Origin of the sequence: Hydrogenophaga sp. RWCD_12 (assembly GCF_046604225.1) — a bacterium.
Lineage (GTDB): Bacteria > Pseudomonadota > Gammaproteobacteria > Burkholderiales > Burkholderiaceae_C > Hydrogenophaga.
This window is the reverse complement of the sequence record NZ_JBKIXC010000006.1, coordinates 144,004-163,148: the sequence shown is the minus strand read 5'-3', so window position 1 is coordinate 163,148 and position 19,145 is coordinate 144,004. Positions and strand designations below refer to the sequence as shown.

Genomic DNA, 19,145 nt, shown 5'->3' with positions numbered 1-19,145 from the left:
CGGCACGCCATGTACGCCAGGCGACGGCGCTGCAGCGGTTTTCCGCGTAGGCTGCGGTTTTGCTCCCAACTTTTCGACGCCCATGACCACCCTCTTCGACCCCGTCACCGTCGGTGACCTGCATCTGGCCAACCGCATCGTCATGGCACCGCTGACGCGCAACCGCGCGCCCGACGCCATCCCCACGCCACTGATGGCGACCTACTACGCACAGCGCGCCAGCGCCGGGCTGCTGATCACCGAGGCCACCGCCATCTGCCACGAAGGTCAAGGCTACGCCGACGTGCCGGGCCTGTACGGCATCGAGCAGCTGGACGGCTGGAAGCACGTCACAAAAGCCGTGCACGACCTGGGCGGCAAGATCATCACCCAGCTCTGGCACGTCGGCCGCGTCTCGCACGTCGAACTGCAGCCGCACTTCCAGAAGCCGGTCGCGCCATCGGCCATCCGCGCCCACACCAAGACCGTGCTGCTGAAGGACGGTGTGCCAACCTTCGTCGACACCTCCGAGCCGCGCGCGCTGGACGCCGAGGAGATTCCCGTCATCGTGCAGGCCTACCGCCACGCCGCGCAGAACGCGATCAGCGCCGGCTTCGACGGTGTCGAGATCCACGCCGCCAACGGCTACCTGATCGACCAGTTCCTCAAGACCGGCGCCAACCACCGCACCGACGACTACGGCGGCAGCATCACCAACCGCGCACGCCTGCTGCTCGAAGTGGTGGCCGCGGTGACCGAAGCCATCGGCGGCGGCCGCACCGGTATCCGCCTCTCGCCCGTCACGCCGGCCAACGACATCGTCGACGCCGATCCGCAGCCTCTGTTCGACCATGTCGCGCGCAAGCTTGCGCCGTACGGGCTGGCTTATGTGCACGTGATCGAAGGCTCGACCGGCGGCCCACGCGAACTGCCCGACCGGCCGTTCGACTATGCCGCGTTCAAGACCGCCTACCGCCACGCGGGTGGCACCGGCGCCTGGATGGTCAACAACGGCTACGACCTGCCGCTGGCTCAGCAGGCGCTGGCCGGTGGCGCCGACCTGGTCGCCTTCGGCCGGCCTTACATCGCCAACCCCGATCTGGTCGCGCGCCTGAAGGCCGGCGGCCCGTTCAACAAGCCGGACAAGATGACCTTCTACGGCGGTGGCGAAAAGGGCTACACCGACTACCCTTTTCTTGAAGGCTGAGCCTCTGCGCGGAGACCTATGATGCGCGGACCATGCCCTCGCCCGAACTGGTCGCCGCGATCTACCCCTGGCTCAAGCCGCTGCACATCACGCTGGTGACGCTCAGCGTCGGGCTGTTCTCGGTGCGTGGCCTGGGCGTGCTCGCCGGGCACTCGTGGCCGATGCAGGCGCCCGCACGCAGCCTCGCGCCCGTCATCGACTCGCTGTTGCTGCTCGCGGGCGGCTCGCTGTGGTGGCTGCGCCAGTTCAACCCGACGCAGGACCACTGGCTGCTGGCCAAGCTGGTGCTGCTGGTCGTCTACATCGTGCTGGGCACGCTGGCACTCAAGCGGGCGCCCACGCGCGCGGCGAAAGCGATGTGTTGGCTGGCGGCGCTGATGGTCGTCGGCTTCATGGCCAGCATCGCGCTGGCGCACCATCCGCTGGGCCTGTTCGCGGCATGAACGACGTCGCGCCACAGGTCCACCGTTCGCGCCTGGTGCGCTGGCTGCTCTGGCTGGCGGGCACGGCCTCGCTGATCCTGGGTGCCATCGGCGTCGTGGTACCTGGCCTGCCGACCACGCCTTTCGTGCTGCTGGCCGCCGCCTGCTACGCCAAGGCCTCGCCGCGGCTGCACGCCTGGCTGCTCAACCACCGGCTCACCGGTCCGATGCTGCGCGACTGGGAAGCCAACCGCAGCCTCACGCGACGCACCAAGGTGATCGCGGTCGGTTCGATGCTGGTGATGGTGAGCTTCTCGATCTGGAGCTTCCGCCACCGCTGGATCGCGCAGGCGGTGCTGGTGGTGCTGGGCGCGGTCGGCGCGTGGGTGGTTTTGCGCATCCCGACCCGGCGCCCGCCCGGTCACTCCTGAGCGGACTTCGACCTGCTGTTCCTGCGCGCCCGCGCGGGTCGCATCTCGGCGCAAAGGTTGTAGAACTCCTGTGCCGCCGGTGTGAGCACCGTCGAGCGGCGCTTGATCAGGCCGACCATGCGCTTGACCACCGGATCCACCAGCGGCACGCTGACCAGCAGCGGGTGGTCCTTGGCCGGCATGGCCATCGACGGCACCACCGCCACCCCCAGCCCCGCCTCCACCAGACCGATCATGGTGGTGCCGTGCCGGGTCTCGTAGAGGCTGCGGGGCTGTTCGGCCTGTCCTGCCAGCGCCTGGTCCAGCAGCAGGCGGTTGCCCGACACCTTGTCGGCGGCGATGTAGTCGTACTGTGCCAGTTCGGCCCAGCGCACCTTGCGCTTCTTCGCCAGCGGATGGTCGCGGCGGCAGGCGGCCACGAACTGCTCCTCCATCAGCGGCTGGAACTCCACGTCGGCCTCCTGTGAGCCGACAAAGTTCAGGCCGAAGTCGGCCTCGCCGCGCGCCACCGCCAGCAGCACGCTGTTGGCGCTCTCGTCGATGATCTTCACCCGCACCCGCGGGTAGCGCTCGTGGTAGCGCGCGATCACGCTGGAGAGGAAGTAGTTCACCGCCGACGGCACCGCCGCGATGGTCACCTCGCCCATGCGGGTGGCGGCAACCCCGCGGATGCCCAGCAAGGTGGTGTCCAGCGCGTCGAGGATCTGGCGCAGCTGCCGGTCGAAATCCCGGCCGACGACGGTCAGGCTCACGCGCCGCGTGCTGCGTTCCAGCAGCCGCACGCCCAGCGCCTGCTCCAGCTTTTCAATGCGGCGGCTGAAAGCCGGTTGCGAGATGTGGACCGATTCGGCCGCCTTGCGGAAGTTGCCGAGCTCGGCCACCGCACGAAACGCCATCAGGTCGTTGAGATCGAAGTGGGATGCCACGAAAAACACTCCTTGCCGCGGTGTTTTGGACCTGCTGCAGTGAATCTGGATTGATGCATCGTATCAATCAATCCTTACCAACTATGCAATTCACAGATGGTCGGCCAAATCCGAAGATGCGGGCCTCGCACCCCCAATTCCGGAGACAAACCCCATGAAGACCACCCTCTCCGCCGTCGCGTTCGCCCTCGCCGCCTTCGGCGCGACTGCCCAGACCTTCCCCAGCAAGACCATCACGATCGTCGTTCCGACCGCCGCCGGCGGCGGCAACGACCTGATGGCCCGCACCATCGCGCAGAAGCTCGGCACCCTGGTCGGCCAGAGCGTGATCGTCGAGAACAAGGCCGGCGCCAACGGCGCCATTGCTTCGGAACACGTGGCCCGCGCCACGCCCGACGGCCACACGCTGATGCTGGGCTACATCGCCACCCACGCCATGAACCCGGCGCTGCAGAAGCTGCGCTACGACCCGGTGACCGACTTCGAACCGGTCGGCCTGGTGGGCTACTCCGCCACGCTGATGGTGGCCAACGCCGCCACACAGGTCAAGGACGTGAAGGATCTGGTGGCGCAGCTCAAGGCCAAGCCGGACCGTTACGTCTACGCCACCGCCGGCAACGGCACCGCGCCCCACTTCGCGGGAGAGCTGTTCAAGCTCAACGCCGGCGTGCAGATGACGGACGTTCCCTACAAGGGTTCGGCCCCGGCCCTCAACGACACGCTGGGCGGCCAGACCCAGTTCATGTTCCCCAGTCTCTTCTCCGCATTGCCACACATCAAGGGCGGCAAGCTCAAGGCACTGGCCATCGCCGGCCCCAAGCGTTCGCCGCTGCTGCCCGACGTGCCGACGATGAAGGAAGCTGGCGTCGACGGCGTCGAGGTGCAGCAGTGGTACGGCGTCTTCGCGCCCGCCAAGACCCCGAAAGACGTGGTCGCCAAGCTCAACAAGGTCATCAACGATGTGCTCAACGACAAGGACGTGATCAAGCGCATGGAAGACCATGGCGCCGATGTCGAGACCAGCACGCCCGAGCAGCTCGGCTCCCTGGTCAAGTCGGAACTGGTGAAGTGGAAGAGCGTGGTGGCCAAGGCCAAGATCGTGGCGGATTGAATCCTCCGCGCCGCTTCTCTCCAACCATCCACCACGCCATGTCCCTCTCCATCCCTTGCGTCCTGATGCGCGCCGGCACCTCGCGCGGGCCGTTCTTCCTGCGCGACTGGCTACCCGAAGGCGACGAGGCGCGCGACCAGGCGCTGATCGGCGCCATCGGCGCCTCCGACCCGCTGCAGCTCGACGGGCTGGGCGGCGGCAGCACCCTCAACAGCAAGGTCGCCATCGTCTCGCGTTCCACGGTCCCGGGCTGTGACCTCGACTATCTGTTCGCCCAGGTCGGCGTGGGCCACCGCTCGGTGGACACGCGGCCCAACTGCGGCAACATGCTCTCGGGCGTGGCGCCCTTCGCCATCGAACAGGGCCTGATCCCCGCGCAGGACGGCACCACCACGGTCCGCATCCACAACGTCAACACCGGTTCGCAGATCGAGGCCACGGTCTGCACACCGGGTGGCAAGGTGAGCTACGACGGCGATGCGCGCATCGACGGCGTGGCCGGCACGGCGGCGCCCATCCTGCTGAACTTCCTCGACGCCTGGGGCGCCGTGACCGGCCAGGTGTTCCCCACCGGGAAACGCATCGACACCATCGACGGGTTGGACGTCACCTGCATCGACGCGGCCATGCCGCTGATGATGCTGCGCGCGGCCGACCTCGGCCTCACCGGCCGCGAACGCCCGGCCGAGCTGGACGCCAACGCCGCGCTGCTGGCGCGCATCGAGGCACTGCGCCTGGAAGCCGGTCGCCGCATGGGACTGGGTGATGTGTCGGGCAGCGTGATTCCCAAGCCGGTGCTGGTGAGTGCGGGCGACAGCCCGGACAGCATCACCTCGCGTTACTTCACGCCGCACAAATGCCACGCCTCGCACGCTGTGACCGGCGCCATCGGCGTCGCCACGGCCTTTGCCCTGCCCGGCACGGTGGCCAGCGGCATCGCCCGTTCGGCTGGCCGTCATGCGCTGGTGGTGTTGCACCCGGCAGGTCAGATCGACGTGGCGGTCGACCTGGAGGGCGAGGGTGATGCCATCGAAGTGAGAAGCGCGGCGCTGGTGCGCACCGCGCGCAAGATCATGCAAGGCATGCTGCACCTGCCGGGCTATGTGTTCCCTCCCGCCGTGCCGTCACCGGAGCCCCTCAGTGCAGCGCCCAGCGCGGTGCGCAACTTTCCGCAGCGCGAGCTGCACATCATCGTGCCCACCAGCAGCGGTGGCGGCAACGACACGATGGCTCGCACGCTCACCCGCAAGCTCGGACCCTTGCTGGGTCAGCCGGTGGTGGTGGACAACCGCGCGGGTGCCAACGGCAGCATCGCCAGCGAATATGTGGCCGCGGCGCAACCCGACGGCCACACCTTGCTGTTCGGCTACATCGCCACCCACGGCATCAACCCGGCGCTGCAGAAGCTGCGCTACGACCCGGTGGCGGATTTCTCACCGGTCGGCCTGATCGGCTATTCGCCGACGCTGCTGGTCGTGCCCGCGTCGTTGCCGGTGGACGATGTGGCCTCGCTGGTGCGGCTGTTGCGCGACGCACCGTCGCCGCTGGCCTACGCCTCGGCGGGCGACGGCACGGTGCCGCACCTGGCGGCCGAGCTGTTCCAGCTGCAGACCGGCACGCGCCTGACCCGCGCCGACTTCTCGGGGGCCGGGCCGGCGATTGCCGATGTGGCCAACGGTCTGGTGCAGATGATGTTCCCGAGCCTGTTCACGGCTTTGCCGTACCTGCGCAGCAAGCGGCTGAAGGCGCTGGCGGTGGCGGGCATGGAGCGGCTGGCAGCCTGCCCGGAGGTGCCGACGCTGCAGGAAGCGGGAGTGCCGGGCGTGGCCATGACGCAGTGGTACGCGCTGTTCGCGCCGGCCAAGACACCGCACGCGGTGACGCGCCAGCTCAACACCGCGCTGAACACGGTGCTCAGCGATCCGGAGGTGGCGGCACGCATGCAGGCGGACGGGGCGCAGGTGCAGACATCGACGCCGGGTGAGCTGCACGATCTGCTGCTGTCGGAGGGAGAGCGCTGGCAGGACGTGGTGCGACAGACCGGCTTGCGGCTGAACATGGCTTCCGACTGACGCTATTGCTTCGCTTTTCCTACGGCTCTCGATAAATGCAGAGCGAGGGGGAGTTCAGTCGTCGCCCAGCGCCAGATTGGAAGGCTGCCGCTTCTCCACAGCCCACTTGAGCAAGGCCGCGCTGCGGTAGATCCCGTGCGCGAACTTGCCGTAGGGCATGGTCAGGAACAGCGCCATCACAAACCCCAGGTGCACGCACAGTGCCAGCGGCATGGCCGCGCTGCCACGCAGCAGCATCAACCCTAGCCCGGTGGCGGCCGTGCCGAACAGCAGGCCGATGAAGCCCAGGTCCATCGGCTTCTGCGCCGCGTCGCCTTGCAGGGGGTGCCGCCGACGGTTCAGCACGAACAGGCCGCTGGTGCCCACCACCATCAGCACCCCGCCCGCGATGCCCAGCCACTTGGGCAGCGTGTCGTAGCCATAGGGCGCGGGCCGGTCCAACAGGTAGTGGTACAGCGTGGCCACGCTCGTCGCCGCAAAGCAAAGCAGGAATCCATAGAAGGTGGCGTGGTGGAAACGACGCCGCGCCAGCGAGAAGGCATCGTCCTCGTTGTTGCAGCCGTCGCCGTGGCCACCGCCCAGGTACCGCAGCGTGAGCACATCGCGTGCCGCCTCCTGCGCCGCGTCCGCAGCCACCGGTGCCGACGGCTGGCCGGTCCAGAAGCGGCGCACACCCTGGCCCAGCGCCAACACCACGAAGCCGAACACTGGCGCGAACAGGCCCACCAGCAGGTTGTGCGGAAAGATCGCGTAGAAGCCCTCGGGCCCGATCGCCTGCCAGAGCTTGCCCTTGAGCGCCACCGCCAGGGCGAGGAACAGGGCCAGGCCGAACGCGAGTGCCAGCGCCACCGTCAGCCCGTTGCGCCGGTACAGGCTGCCCAATGCCGCGGGCCAGGCAAGGTCGCTGTAGGTGCGGACACGCACCTTCGCCATCGCCTGCGGCACGTTGAGCGCAAATTCGTGCGGCGGCGCGTACTGGCAGGCGTGCAGGCAGGCTCCGCAGTTGTGGCACAGGTTGGCCAGCAGGTGCACGTCGGCCTGCGCGAACGACAGGCGCCGCGTCATGGCCGGGAACACCGCGCAGAAGCCTTCGCAGTAGCGGCAGGCGTTGCAGATCTGCATGACCCGCGCCACCTCGGCTTCGTCGGCATGCAGGGGCTGTGGCACCACCTCGCCGCGGCCGAGCGCGGCGGCCTGTGCGCCCAGCGCGTTCAGGGTTTCAAGCGCCGACATCGGTCCACTCCTTGCCACAGGCCCGCGCGGCTTCCACGCCGGCGATGCGCCCGAAGGCGGTGCCGATCGACATGCCGACACCAGCGGTGTAGCCCTGGCCCAGCACGTTGCCCGCCATCATCTCGCCAGCCACGAACAGGTTGGGGCTGGCCCGGCCGCCGAAATGCACCGCGGCGGTGTGGTCGGTCTTGAGGCCCAGGTAGGTGAAGGTCACGCCGGGCCGCAACATGTAGCCGTAGAACGGCGCGGTGTCGATCGGCCGCGCCCAGTGGGTCTTGGCGGGGGTCACACCCTCGGTGTGGCAGTCGTCGAGCGCGGTGTGGTCGAAGGTGCCGACGCGGCAGGCGCCGTTGTAGTCGTTGAGGGTCTGCATGAAGGTGGCCTCGTCGAGGCCGAGTTTCTGCGCCAGCTCGGGCAGGGTCTGGGCCACCACGCCGTCGAACACTGGCGGCATGAAGCGACCAATCGCCTTGGCGTCGATGATCGAGTAGCCCACCTGGCCCGGCTGCTGCGCCACCAGCCGGCCCCAGATCGCGTAGCGCTTGGGCCAGAAGTCCTCGCCCTCGTCGTAGAAGCGGCGAGCTTCGCGGTTGACCACCACACCCAGCGAGACGCAGTCGATGCGGGTGCAGATGCCGCCGTCGTAGAGCGGTGCGCGCGCGTCGATGGCGACCATGTGCGCCTGCGTCGGGTCGCCGATGACATCGGCGCCAAGGTCCAGCATCTGCCGCAGCAGCACACCCTGGTTGAAGCGCGTGCCACGGATCAGAAAGTTGTCCGACGGCCACTCGCCACGCGGGTTCTGTCCCCAGGCCTCGCGCAGCCAGGCGCGGTTCGATTCAAAGCCGCCCGCCGCCAGCACGCAGCTGCGCGCCTCAATGCGCTCGCCCTTCACGTGCGCCGCGACAAAACGATCGCCGTCCATCTCGATGCGGTCCACCGGCGCGCCGTAGCGCACGCGCACACCCAGCCGCTCGGCGCTGCGGTAGAACGCATTGACCAGCGCCTTGCCGCCGCCCATGAAGAAGGCATTGGTGCGCGCCGTGTGCAGCGCGCCCGAGAGCGAGGGCTGAAAGCGCACGCCGTGGCGCACCATCCAGGGCCGGCAGCTACCGGAGGCGCGGATCACCAGCCGCGCCAGCGCCTCATCGGTCTTGCCGGCCGTGACCTTGAGCAGGTCCTGCCAGAACTCCTCTTCGGGGTAGGCGTCGACCAGCACATCCTGCGGCGCGTCGTGCATGCAGCGCAGGTTGCGGGTATGGGCCGAGTTGCCCCCACGCCATTCCCGCGGAGCGGCCTCGAGCAGCATCACACTCGCGCCGGCCTCGCGGGCCATGAGCGCAGCGCACAGGGCGGCGTTGCCGCCGCCGATGACGAGCACATCCGGGTTCATGTCAGTGGTTCCATCGCGCAACGCATGAGACAACGCCCACCAGGGGCACCGAGGAACCGGCTCCGCCGGGCCTCTGGTGCCGTCCCCCTCCCGCCACCGGCGAGAGAGGGGGAAGCCGCGCAGCGGCGCAGGGGGTGTTTCATCTAGTCCGGTTTGATCTTTGCGCGCTTGACGATGTCGCTCCACACCTTCTGCTCGCCCTTGATGAAGGCCGCGAATTCGCTGGCCGGACCGCCGCCGCCGACGGCGTTGTCGGTCGCGAAGCGCTCGGTCACTGCGCTGGAGCGCAGCGCCTTGTAGCTCTCTTCCTGCAGCCGCTTGAGGATGTCGGGCGGCGTGCCGGCCGGCGCGAGGATGCCGTACCACTGCGAGGTTTCGAAGCCCTTGTAGCCCATCTCGGCCACGGTCGGCACATCCGGCAGGGCCGCAATCCGCTGGTGTGTGCCGACGGCGATGGCGCGCAGCTTGCCGCTGCGGATGTAGGCCCCCAGCGCCGGCATGCCTGCCGAGGACGCCTGCGTACGGCCGGCCAGCAAGTCGGCCAGTTGCGGTCCGGTGCCTCGGTAGGGGATGTGCGTCATGAACATGCCGGTGACCAGCTTGAGGTACTCCATGGCGAGGTGGCCCGCGCTGGCGTTGCCGGCCGACCCGTAGTTGAGTTCGCCCGGGTGTTTCTTGACGTAGGCCACGAACTCCTGGAAGTTCTTCGCCGGCACGTCGGGATGGATCACAAACACGTTGGGCACCTTGGCCAGCAGCGTGACCGGCACGAAGTCCTTGTCAACGTTGTAGGGCTGGTTGTCCAGCATGTAGGGATTGACCGCCAGCGTGCCCACGTGGCCGAGGATGATGGTGTGGCCATCGGGCGCGGCCTTGGCCACATCGGCCATGGCCGTCACCCCGGCGCCGCCCGGCTTGTTCTCCACATACACGTTCTGTCCCAGCTGTTTGCTCAGTTCGGCCGCCACGCTGCGCGCGACGATTTCGCTGGTGCCACCCGGGGCGAACGGCACCACAAAGCGGACCGGCTTGCTGGGCCAGGTGGACTGTGCCCGCAGCAGCGGGGTGGCGGCGCCCAGTGCGCTCGCGGCGCCGAGCGCCAGGACCTGTCGGCGGGGGATGTTCATGGCGTGTCTCCTCGTGGTTGTTGTCAGAACTGGTAGCGGCGCAGACCGCCGTCAACCGGGATCACGGCGCCGGTGATGTAGCTGGCGCGTGGCGAGGCCAGGAAGGTCACCAGGTTGGCCAGGTCTTCGGGCTCACCGTAGCGGCCGACCGGAATCTCGTTCTCGCACTGCCACTGTCGGTACTCGGGCGTGTAGTTGCGGAAGATCTGTTCGGAGTGGATGCGGCCGGGCGGCACGCAGTTGACCGTGATGCCGTGCGGGCCAACCATGCGCGAGAGTCCCTTGGCCCAGCTGTGCATGCCGGCCTTGGCACAGAAGGCGCCATTGATGTGGTCGGGCTCGCTCTTGCCGGTGATGCAGACGATGCGCCCCCAGCGCCGCTCGATCATCTGGTCGATCAAGGCATCGCCAAGCTGCCGCGGGCGGTGGAAGTTGAGCGTGATCGCTTCCTGCCACTGCGCCTCGCTCACGTGCAGGTCCTTGAAGCTGCGCGATCCGCCCGCGTTGTTGACCAGGATGTCGACATGGCCCAGGCCCTGCACGGCGGCAGACGCGATGCGTTGTGCCGCGTCCTCGGCGTACATGTCCTGCTCGATCAGCACCGGTTCGGCGCCGCCGGCCGCAGTGATCTGGGCCGCCAGTTCGCGCAGACGATCGACGCGCCGCGCCGTGATCGCCAGCCGAACGCCCTCGGCCGCCAGCGACAGGGCGATGCCCCGGCCAATGCCCGCGCTCGCGCCGGTCACCAGCGCCGTCTTGCCCCGCAGTTGCATGTCCATCGTGTCTCCTCGTGTTCTGAACCTCACGAGGACTGTATGGAGACGCGGCGCTTCACGCCAGCCCTCCCCTGGCATGGGGGCATCACGGATCGTGATACCCGGCGAGGACACTCAGGCCGGATCGCGCAGCACGGCACCGGGCCATGCGCCTTCCGCCACAAGCGCGCGGGCGCAGTCGCGCAGCACCACGCGCGCGGCCAGCGCAGCGGGGGACAGCTCCTCCTCGGACAGGGCGCAGAGCCAGTTTTCACGCGTCACCCCCGCATCGGTGATGCGTGCCATGTGAAAGCGCGTGGCCACGTCGGCAAACCGCGAGACCGCGGCCCACGGTTGCAGCGTGCCGCCCAGCCCGGCGGACACGGCCTCCATCAGCATCGCCAGCGAATCGATTTCGAGCACCAGGTTCGGGGTGACGCGGGCGCGCGCGAACGCGGCGTCCAGCGCGCTGCGCAGGCCATGCGGCCCCGACGGCAGGATCAATGGCTCGTCCCGCAGCTGGTTCATGCGGATGCGCGCGCCGCGCCGGGGCGCCGCATGGGCCTGGGCCGTGATCAGGAACAGGTCTTCCTCCAGCAGCGGCAGCACGCTCCAGCGCCGCGCGCTGCGCAGGGTCTGGCTGGCCTGGATGCGGGAATCGAACAGAACGGCGAGGTCGATCTGCCGTGCGTTCAACATGGCGCTCAGGTGGCCAGAGAGACTTTCGACCATGTGCAGCCGCACATTGGGGTAACTCTCGCGCATCGCTGTCATCAGCGGCAAACCCAGCACCGCCGCGGTGGTGGGCGCCAGGCCCACGCTGACGGTCCCGGTCAGGCGCGCTTCCTGCGCCGAGCGCACCGCCTGCTCGGCGTGGCGCAGGGTGAGCTGCGCTTCGCGGAAAAACGCCAACCCGGCCTCGGTCGGCGTCACACCCTGCGGACTGCGTTGCAGCAGCCGCGTGGACAGCTCACTTTCGAGCCGGGTGATCTGCTGGCTCAGCGCGGATTGCACCAGCGCCAGGTCGGCGGCGGCCCGGCTGATGCTGCCCAGCTCCACCACCCGCACGAAGTAACGAAGCTGACGCAGTTCCATGATGAAGGGAGAGAGGATTCGCCACGGGGTCGCCCTCGACCAGGATGCCGCGAGTCCGGGTTTCCCGGCCCGCAGGCATCGCCCCGGGGGTGACGCCGCAGGCGGCGCGGGGGGGGGGGACTTAACCTGCGCGGCGCGCCAGGACTTCAAACGCTGGCAGCGTCTTGCCTTCCAGCACTTCGAGGAAAGCGCCGCCGCCGGTGGAGATGTAGCCCACATCCTTCTCGATGCCGTACTTGGCAATCGCCGCCAGCGTGTCGCCACCGCCGGCGATGCTGAACGCGCTCGATTCAGCGATCGCGTGGGCGATCACCTTGGTGCCGTTCTCGAAGGCCGCGAACTCGAACACGCCCACCGGACCGTTCCAGACAATCGTGCCGGCCTTCTTGAGTTGCTCGGCCAGCTTGGCCGCGGTCTTGGGGCCGATGTCCAGGATCATGTCGTCGTCGGCCACATCGGTCGCCGCCTTGACCGTCGCCACCGCATCGGCCTTGAATTCCTTGGCGCAGACCACGTCTTCGGGGATCGGCACTTCGGCGCCACGCGCCTTCATCGCAGCGATCACGGCCGTGGCTTCGCCCAGCAGGTCCGGCTCGGCCAGGCTCTTGCCGATCTTCAGACCGGCCGCGAGCATGAAGGTGTTGGCGATGCCGCCGCCAACGATCAGGCCGTCGACGTTCTTGGCCAGCGCCTGCAGGATGGTCAGTTTGGTGCTGACCTTGCTGCCGGCCACGATGGCGATCAGCGGGCGCTTGGGGTTGGCCAGGGCCTTGCCGATGGCGTCCATCTCCGCCGCCAGCAGTGGGCCTGCGCAGGCAACGGGCGCGGTTTCGGCGATGCCGTAGGTCGTGCCTTCGGCGCGGTGCGCGGTGCCAAAGGCGTCGTGCACGAAGATGTCGCACAGCTTGCCCAGCTTGGCGGCCAGTTCGGGCTTGTTCTTTTTCTCGCCCACGTTCAGGCGGCAGTTCTCCAGCATCACGACTTCACCGGGAGCGACCGAGAAGTCCCCGTCGACCCAGTCGGCCACCACGCGGATGTTGCGGCCCATGAGCTGGCCCATGCGCGCGGCCACCGGCGCCAGCGAGTCTTCGGGCTTGAATTCGCCTTCGGTGGGGCGGCCCAGGTGGCTGGTGACCATCACGGCGGCACCGGCATCCAGCGCCATCTGGATCGCCGGGATGCTGGCGCGGATGCGCGTGTCTTCGGTGATGTTGCCGGCGTCGTCCTGGGGCACATTCAGGTCGGCGCGGATGAAGACGCGCTGGCCCTTGGCCTTGCCCTGGGCGCAGAGATCGGAGAAACGGATGAATTGCATGGTGAAGCCTCGGTCGGATGTTCGAGGCAAATTGTAGGGAATGCGCCGGGGCACTCAGTCGTCATCCCCGCCGGACGCTTCGCCGCCCGGCACCTGGCTCCAGGCATTGGCCGGGACCAACCCCTTGGGCGATTGCTGCCACTCCCAGGCGCCATAGGCGAGTACCGCCAGCAGCAGCAAGGCCGCCAGCCAGCGCCGGTTGTGCGGGACCAGGCTCGGTCCGGGTCCGTCGACCCGACCCGTCAGCATCGGTGCCGCCTGGTTCTTGCGACGCAGCACGCTCAGGCCGCCGATCAGCGCCAGGTGTCCCAGCACCACGAAAAGCATCGCTTCGCCGAAGAATTCGTGCAGTTCGGCCAGCCAGTCTTCGCCGGGGAACACCCCCCACTCGTTGAAGGTCGCGTAGCCGCTCAGGGTCAGCGGCAGCACCATGACCAGCAAGGCCACCACCGCCAGCGCCATCAGCAGGTTCTGTCCCTGGCGCCAGTTGACCGCCGTCAGCGACCCGGCCGTGCGCAACGACTTCAACCAGGCCGGCGCACTGCCCAGCTTGCGCCAGAGCAGACCCAGTCCCGCCTGGCGCGGGCCGAACAGGCCATAGAGCACGCGAAAGGCCAGCAAACCGGCCATGGTGTAGCCCAGCGTGACATGCAGCATGCGCCAGCGCTCGCCCTCGGCCGTCAGGTAGGCGCCGACAAAGCTCAGCGCAAACAGCCAGTGGAACATGCGCGTGGGCGCGTCGGTGATCAGGCGACCGCGGGCGGCGACCGGCTGGGCGGTGCGCGGTGCGGTGGCGGCGGAATTGGCGGAAAGGGGTGTGGTGGCTTGCATGGTGTGGCTCCTGCGTTCAGTCGTGTCCGAACCAGCGGCGGCCCAGGCTCACGCCGGCCGGCATCCGGATGTTGTCGTCGTCGAAATCGCCTCGGTCCGCGCCGGTGTGGCAGGCGCCGCAGTTGGCGGCGCTTTTGATGCTGGCGTGCTTCCAGACGGAAGCCGGTATCTCGTGGTGCTTGCGCTCGAACCAGGCCGAGCGGGTGAGCCGGTCCTGCGGCGGTTCTTCGTTGACGCGCTTGTAGGTGCCGGCGTTGGCCTGCAGCCAGGTCGAGAGCTGCTTGACGGTCGCCTCATCGAGCGAGGCGTCGGTACCGTAGTGCTTGTCCAGGCCGCTCATGATCCGTTGCCACGAGCGGGCCGGCAGCAGGCCGGGCGCGTAGGCCGTGTGGCAGGAAGCGCATTCGGCGGTGTAGGCCTTGGGCATGTCGCGCGGCATCATGCGGCCGCCGTCGGCGTGGGCCACGCCCAGGGTCGACAGGCAGAGCAGGCCGGCCAGACCGGGGCGCAGCGCATGATTCAGGAGGGTGTTCATGGATTGTCCTTGTGTGCGGTGAAGGGCTTTACTTGAGGCTGTTCAGGTAGGCCAGCACATCGGCCTTTTCGGCAGCGCTGCATTCGCGCGTGAGCACGTCGTTGCAGTTGCGCTTGAACCACTTGTCGACCTTGGCGCTGTCGGTGAAGACCTTGGCGTTGAAGGCCGGTGCCAGCGGAGCGATCACCTTGCCGGTGTTGGCGTGTTTGCCCTGCGCGGTGGGTGGTGTGCCGTGGCACGACGAGCACGACCACTCGCCACCGTGTTTGCTATTGAAGAAGGTCTGGCCCTTGGCGGCGCTGCCCGGCGCGCCGGCCTGCGCACTCCAGTACTGCAGCTGGGCCGCGGGCGTGGTTTCGGCGGCCTGGGCGGCAGCGCTGCCCAGCAGCACGAACAGGGTGGCGGCCAGGGTGGAAGCGGATCGGATGTGCATGGTGTCCTCGCAGGTGATGGATGGAATGGATGCGATGGGAGGGATGCTGCCGGCCGGGGCTTGAACCGACCCTGAAGTGCGCGTTCATCCGGCGTTCAGGGCAGCGGCGCACAATGGCTGCATGCGCTCCATCCGCCCGCCCCGTACAAGCCCGCACGCCCTGCTGGTCGCGGTGGTGCTGGGTGCCTGCGCGCTGCTGATGACGACGGCCTCTGCCCGCGACCGCGGCGACCATGAGCGTGCCCGTGAGGCCGTGATGTCCGGCCAGATCCTGCCGCTGTCGACCGTCCTGCAGAAGCTGGAGCGTGAACATGCCGGGCAGGTGCTGGAAATCGAACTCGAACCATCGGCGGACCGCTGGGTGTACGAAGTGAAGCTGCTGCAGACCGGTGGCCAGTTGCTGCGGCTGGAGGTCGATGCCACCACCGGCGAAGTGATCGGACGTCGCGTGCGCCCGCCGCGGCCCATGCAGGGGGAATCGCGTTGAGATTGCTGCTGGTGGAAGACGAGCCGATCCTGAGGGCACAGTTGCGTGCAGGCCTGGTGGCCGCCGGCTACGTGGTCGACGAGGCCGACAACGGGCGCGATGCCCACTTTCTTGGCGACACCGAACCTTTCGATGCGGTGGTCCTCGACCTCGGCCTGCCGGTGCTTGATGGCCTCACCGTGCTCAAGCGCTGGCGCGACGCCGGTCGCGCGATGCCGGTGCTGATCCTGACCGCGCGAGACAACTGGAGCGAGAAGGTCGCCGGCATCGACGCCGGTGCCGACGACTACCTCACCAAACCCTTCCACATGGAAGAGCTGCTGGCCCGGCTGCGCGCGCTGATCCGCCGCGCCAGCGGCCAGGCCTCGCCGGTGCTGCGCTGCGGTCCGCTGGCGCTGGACACGCGCAGCGGTCGGGTCACCTGCGACGGCCAGAACGTGAACCTGACGAGCCACGAATACAAGGTGCTGGACTACCTGATGCACCGCCAGGGCGCCGTGGTCTCGCGCAGCGAACTGACCGAACACATCTACGCGCAGGACTTCGACCGCGACTCCAACACGATCGAGGTATTCGTCGGCCGCCTGCGCAAGAAGCTGCCGCAGGACCTGATCGAGACCGTGCGTGGCCTGGGCTACCGGATGACACCGCCACCTGGCAGCGAACGCACGGAGGCCTGATGCCCACCTGGCGCAGGACGCTCTCGCTGCGCGGGCGCTGGCTGGCCGCGACACTGGCCGCCATGGCGGTCGCGCTGGCGCTGGCTGGCCTGTTCCTGCACCGCCTGTTCCAGGACCATGTGATGCGCCAGTTCCAGGCCACGCTGGTGCAGCAGCTGGACCAGCTCACCGCGCGCCTCGAATTCGACGCCAGCGGCCAGGCCACGATCGATCCCGCACGACTCTCCGACCCGCGCTGGCAGCGGCCCTATTCGGGCCTGTACTGGCAGCTCGACGAAGCCGGCACGACCAGCGAAAACCAGGGCTTCCTGCGCTCGCGCTCGCTCTGGGACGACCGCCTGCATCCCGAAGCCGACACCCCCGCCGACGGCCAGGTTCATGTGCACCAGGACACCGGGCCGCGCGGCTCCACGCTGCTGCTGGTCGAGCGCACGGTGTTTTCGGCCGACACGCCGCAGCGCCACTGGCGCCTGGTGGTCGCCGGTGACCTGCAGGAAGTGACAGCGGCCTCGGCGCGTTTTGCGCGGGTGCTGGCCATGTCGCTGCTGGCGCTGGGCCTGCTGCTGGCGCTGGCGGCGCTGGCGCAGGTGGCGGTGGGTCTGGCGCCGCTGCGCGCCCTGCAGCGCGCCCTGACCGACCTGCGAGAGGGCCGCACGCAACGCCTGCAGGGTGCCTTCCCCGCCGAGGTCCAGCCGCTGATCGACGACTTCAACGGTGTGCTCGACCGCAACGCCGAAGTGGTCGAGCGCGCGCGCACGCAGGCCGGCAATCTGGCCCACGCGCTGAAGACCCCGCTGGCCGTGCTCGACCAGGCCGCCAGCAGCCCTGCCGGCACCACGCCGCTGGCGGTGCTGGTGAAAGACCAGGTCGGCCTGGCGCGGCGCCACATCGACTGGCACCTCAAGCGTTCGCGCGTGGCGGCGGCGCAGCGCCTGCCCGGCCAGCGCACGCCGCTGGCGCCGGTGGTCGATGGTCTGCTGCGCCTGCTCGCGCGCGTGCATGCCGGGCGCCATCTCGATCTGGGATGCGACGACATTCCTGCCGAGTGGGCGTTCGCGGGTGAAGAGCAGGACCTGCAGGAGATGCTGGGCAACCTGATGGACAACGCCTGCCTGTGGGCACGCACGCAGGTGCATGTGGGCGCCGAACTGCGCGGCGACCGGCTGGAAATCACGGTAGACGACGACGGGCCGGGCATCGCACCCGAGCAGCGCCAGGCGGCGCTCTCGCGCGGCGTGCGGCTGGACGAAGCCACGCCGGGCAGCGGCCTGGGACTGGCCATCGTGGCCGAGCTGGCCAACCTCTACGGCGGCGCGCTGGCTCTCGAAGACGGCGCGACCGGCGGTCTGCGCGCGCGAATCAGCCTGCCGGCGACGCGCTGACGGGCGCAGCGCCTGCACCGCCCGCACAGGGCGCGAACAGGTCCAGCGCCGGCTGGCGCACCGAGGTCGTGACGTCCATCAGCCCCAGCACCGAATGGAACATGTTGTCGTGCGAAGCGGGCTTGGCGGCCCGCTCGCGCAGGCAGCCCGCGTCGACACCGAGTCGCTTCTGGAGCCCGCCGGACAGCCAGCTGACCATCGGCACATGTTTTTGCTGCACCGGCGCCAGGGCGTAGGGCACGCCGTGCAGGAACAGGCCGTTTTCGCCCAGCGATTCGCCATGGTCCGAGACATAGACCAGCCCGGTGTCGAAGCGGCCCGCCGCGGCGTGCTGCTTGAGCCAGCCCAGTGTTTCGCTCAGGAAGTGGTCGGTGTAGGTGATCGAGTTGTCGTAGGCATTGAGCAACTGGTCGGCCGGGCACTCGGACAGCGTGACGCTGCGGCACTCGGGCTGGAAGGGCTTTTTCGATTCGGGCGCGCGCTTGTGGTACGCCGGTCCGTGGCTGCCCATCTGGTGCATCACCAGCACCACGCCGCGCGCTCGGCGCTCGGGGTCGAGCGCGGCGATGCGCGCGTCCAGACCGCTGAGCATGGCCTCATCCAGGCATTCGCCGCCATCGCAAAGTCCCGCCACCGGTTGCTCCGAAGCCTGCGCATGCGGCACGCGGTCGCACACGCCTTTGCAGCCCGACTGGTTGTCCAGCCAGAGCACCGCCAGCCCGGCGCGCTGCAGCACGTCCAGCAGGTTCTCGCTGCGCGGCGTTTCGTTTCCACCCTCGTCGCGGCTGAGCGGCGAAAAGATGCAGGGCACCGAGACCTGCGTGTTGGTGCCGCAGGACGTCACGTTGGGGAAGTTGACCAGCCCGTCGTTGGCCTGCCACTGCGCCAGCGACGGCGTGGTCTGCCGTGCATATCCGTTGAGGCCCCAGTTCTGCGCCCGCGCGGTTTCGCCCACCACGAACACCACCAGCGGCGGTCGCGCCTGGGCAGCGTAGCTGGCGCCCAGCTTCGCATCGGTGCCCACCGGCTCCAGCGTCGTCACGGCGTGGGTGCCGGCGTTGACCGCCAGCGCCGCCGAGGCGTAGACGCTGTTGAGCGGGTTGATCATGTAGCGCAGCTCCTTGTGGCCGCGCATCAGCGAAGCGATGCCCTGGTAGCCTGCCATCAGTGCGGCCGCGGCGACCGCCAGCGCCAGCAGCGCGCCAGCGAGATTGCGGCCGACCTGCCGCAGCGGCGGATGCCAGCCCGGCGCCCGGCGCCAGATCCACCACAGGGCCGGTCCGGCGACCCCGGCCAGCGTCACCAGCAGCGGCCAGGACAGCAGGTCGCGGACCTCGCGCGGGTCGGTGTTGGCGACGTTGGCCATCATCGACGGATCGATCACGACCCGGTATTGCCACATGAAGTAGCTGTTGGCCGCCGCCACCAGCACCAGCAGCGTCGCCACCGGACGGAACACGCGCGGCCAGTTGAGCAGCGAGAGCAGCGCGGCGATCAGGGCCAGCACCAGCACGCCCAGACCCAGCAGCTGCGGCAACTGGTGCCCCGAATCGGCGGTGAGCGATGCCACGCGCTGCCACAGCGGCAGGTTCCCGACCACGGTCAGCCACAGGGCGACCAGCCACACCGCCCAAAGGGGCTTGCGCCGGGCCTGCGGGTCTGCGGCGGACTGTTTCAGAAAGGGTGACGTTGCCTGCATCGGTCGCACAAAGGGAGCCGCGGGAGCCGCAG

The 19,145-nt window shown here is 68.7% G+C and carries 19 protein-coding genes; 8 read left to right on the top strand and 11 right to left on the bottom strand.

All coding sequences use genetic code 11. The features are described from left to right. Positions 1–82: 82 nt before the first annotated feature. Genes ACLIJ1_RS21930 through ACLIJ1_RS21920 form a run of 3 tightly spaced genes read left to right on the top strand, consistent with a single transcriptional unit; the run spans position 83 to position 2,039 of the window. Entirely contained in the window at positions 83–1,186 is a 1,104-nt protein-coding gene (locus ACLIJ1_RS21930; protein ID WP_411367695.1) for an alkene reductase, read from the top strand. Between the two features lie 32 nt (positions 1,187–1,218). After that, entirely contained in the window at positions 1,219–1,629 is a 411-nt protein-coding gene (locus tag ACLIJ1_RS21925) for a SirB2 family protein (protein WP_411367694.1), read from the top strand. After that, a complete protein-coding gene (locus ACLIJ1_RS21920) occupies positions 1,626–2,039 on the top strand; it encodes a YbaN family protein (protein ID WP_411367693.1) in 414 nt (137 codons plus the stop codon). The genes ACLIJ1_RS21925 and ACLIJ1_RS21920 overlap by 4 nt, the downstream gene beginning before the upstream one ends. Here ACLIJ1_RS21920 and ACLIJ1_RS21915 read toward each other — a convergent pair. After that, complete coding sequence (locus tag ACLIJ1_RS21915) at positions 2,030–2,965, bottom strand: LysR family transcriptional regulator (RefSeq protein WP_411367692.1); 936 nt, start codon at positions 2,963–2,965, stop codon at positions 2,030–2,032. The two genes, ACLIJ1_RS21920 and ACLIJ1_RS21915, sit on opposite strands and share 10 nt — an antisense overlap. A 154-nt stretch (positions 2,966–3,119) precedes the next feature. Between ACLIJ1_RS21915 and ACLIJ1_RS21910 the strand changes: the two genes are divergently transcribed. Both ACLIJ1_RS21910 and ACLIJ1_RS21905 read left to right on the top strand, forming a co-directional pair. Continuing rightward, positions 3,120–4,076: a Bug family tripartite tricarboxylate transporter substrate binding protein gene (locus ACLIJ1_RS21910; RefSeq protein WP_411367691.1), complete on the top strand. Its 957-nt coding sequence runs from the start codon at positions 3,120–3,122 to the stop codon at positions 4,074–4,076. 38 nt (positions 4,077–4,114) lie between these two features. Continuing rightward, on the top strand, positions 4,115–6,148 hold the full coding sequence (locus ACLIJ1_RS21905; protein WP_411367690.1) for a 4-oxalomesaconate tautomerase: 2,034 nt from the start codon (positions 4,115–4,117) through the stop codon (positions 6,146–6,148). A gap of 54 nt (positions 6,149–6,202) precedes the next feature. Here the strand turns inward: ACLIJ1_RS21905 and tcuB are convergent, their stop codons facing one another. The 9 genes from tcuB to ACLIJ1_RS21860 all read right to left on the bottom strand — a co-directional run bounded on the left by tcuB (position 6,203) and on the right by ACLIJ1_RS21860 (position 14,865). Beyond that, a complete protein-coding gene (gene tcuB / locus ACLIJ1_RS21900; protein WP_411367689.1) occupies positions 6,203–7,381 on the bottom strand; it encodes a tricarballylate utilization 4Fe-4S protein TcuB in 1,179 nt (392 codons plus the stop codon). Continuing rightward, positions 7,368–8,774: an FAD-dependent tricarballylate dehydrogenase TcuA gene (gene tcuA, locus ACLIJ1_RS21895; RefSeq protein ID WP_411367688.1), complete on the bottom strand. Its 1,407-nt coding sequence runs from the start codon at positions 8,772–8,774 to the stop codon at positions 7,368–7,370. Before tcuA ends, tcuB begins: the two co-directional genes overlap by 14 nt. Before the next feature lie 143 nt (positions 8,775–8,917). After that, a complete protein-coding gene (locus ACLIJ1_RS21890; protein WP_411367687.1) occupies positions 8,918–9,901 on the bottom strand; it encodes a Bug family tripartite tricarboxylate transporter substrate binding protein in 984 nt (327 codons plus the stop codon). 23 nt (positions 9,902–9,924) lie between these two features. After that, positions 9,925–10,680, bottom strand: coding sequence for an SDR family oxidoreductase (locus ACLIJ1_RS21885; protein ID WP_411367686.1), 756 nt, complete (start codon positions 10,678–10,680; stop codon positions 9,925–9,927). 111 nt (positions 10,681–10,791) lie between these two features. After that, positions 10,792–11,751, bottom strand: coding sequence for a LysR substrate-binding domain-containing protein (locus ACLIJ1_RS21880; protein ID WP_411367685.1), 960 nt, complete (start codon positions 11,749–11,751; stop codon positions 10,792–10,794). Between the two features lie 121 nt (positions 11,752–11,872). Next, a complete protein-coding gene (locus ACLIJ1_RS21875; RefSeq protein WP_411367684.1) occupies positions 11,873–13,066 on the bottom strand; it encodes a phosphoglycerate kinase in 1,194 nt (397 codons plus the stop codon). 54 nt (positions 13,067–13,120) lie between these two features. Then, complete coding sequence (locus ACLIJ1_RS21870) at positions 13,121–13,897, bottom strand: cytochrome b/b6 domain-containing protein (protein WP_411367683.1); 777 nt, start codon at positions 13,895–13,897, stop codon at positions 13,121–13,123. Between the two features lie 16 nt (positions 13,898–13,913). Then, positions 13,914–14,432: a diheme cytochrome c gene (locus ACLIJ1_RS21865; protein WP_411367682.1), complete on the bottom strand. Its 519-nt coding sequence runs from the start codon at positions 14,430–14,432 to the stop codon at positions 13,914–13,916. A gap of 28 nt (positions 14,433–14,460) precedes the next feature. After that, positions 14,461–14,865, bottom strand: coding sequence for a DUF1924 domain-containing protein (locus tag ACLIJ1_RS21860; protein WP_411367681.1), 405 nt, complete (start codon positions 14,863–14,865; stop codon positions 14,461–14,463). Positions 14,866–14,986: 121 nt separating this feature from the next. Between ACLIJ1_RS21860 and ACLIJ1_RS21855 the strand changes: the two genes are divergently transcribed. The 3 genes from ACLIJ1_RS21855 to ACLIJ1_RS21845 are packed head-to-tail and all read left to right on the top strand — an operon-like array spanning position 14,987 to position 17,414. Continuing rightward, complete coding sequence (locus ACLIJ1_RS21855) at positions 14,987–15,352, top strand: PepSY domain-containing protein (protein WP_411367680.1); 366 nt, start codon at positions 14,987–14,989, stop codon at positions 15,350–15,352. Next, complete coding sequence (locus ACLIJ1_RS21850) at positions 15,349–16,032, top strand: response regulator transcription factor (protein WP_411367679.1); 684 nt, start codon at positions 15,349–15,351, stop codon at positions 16,030–16,032. The genes ACLIJ1_RS21855 and ACLIJ1_RS21850 overlap by 4 nt, the downstream gene beginning before the upstream one ends. After that, positions 16,032–17,414 carry a sensor histidine kinase gene (locus tag ACLIJ1_RS21845; RefSeq protein ID WP_411367678.1) on the top strand — a complete coding sequence of 461 codons (1,383 nt, stop codon included), beginning with the start codon at positions 16,032–16,034 and terminating at the stop codon, positions 17,412–17,414. The genes ACLIJ1_RS21850 and ACLIJ1_RS21845 overlap by 1 nt, the downstream gene beginning before the upstream one ends. On the opposite strand, the gene ACLIJ1_RS21840 is transcribed toward ACLIJ1_RS21845, so the two are convergent. Then, positions 17,392–19,041 carry a phosphoethanolamine transferase gene (locus ACLIJ1_RS21840; RefSeq protein ID WP_411367677.1) on the bottom strand — a complete coding sequence of 550 codons (1,650 nt, stop codon included), beginning with the start codon at positions 19,039–19,041 and terminating at the stop codon, positions 17,392–17,394. The genes ACLIJ1_RS21845 and ACLIJ1_RS21840 overlap by 23 nt on opposite strands. Positions 19,042–19,145 lie beyond the last annotated feature (104 nt).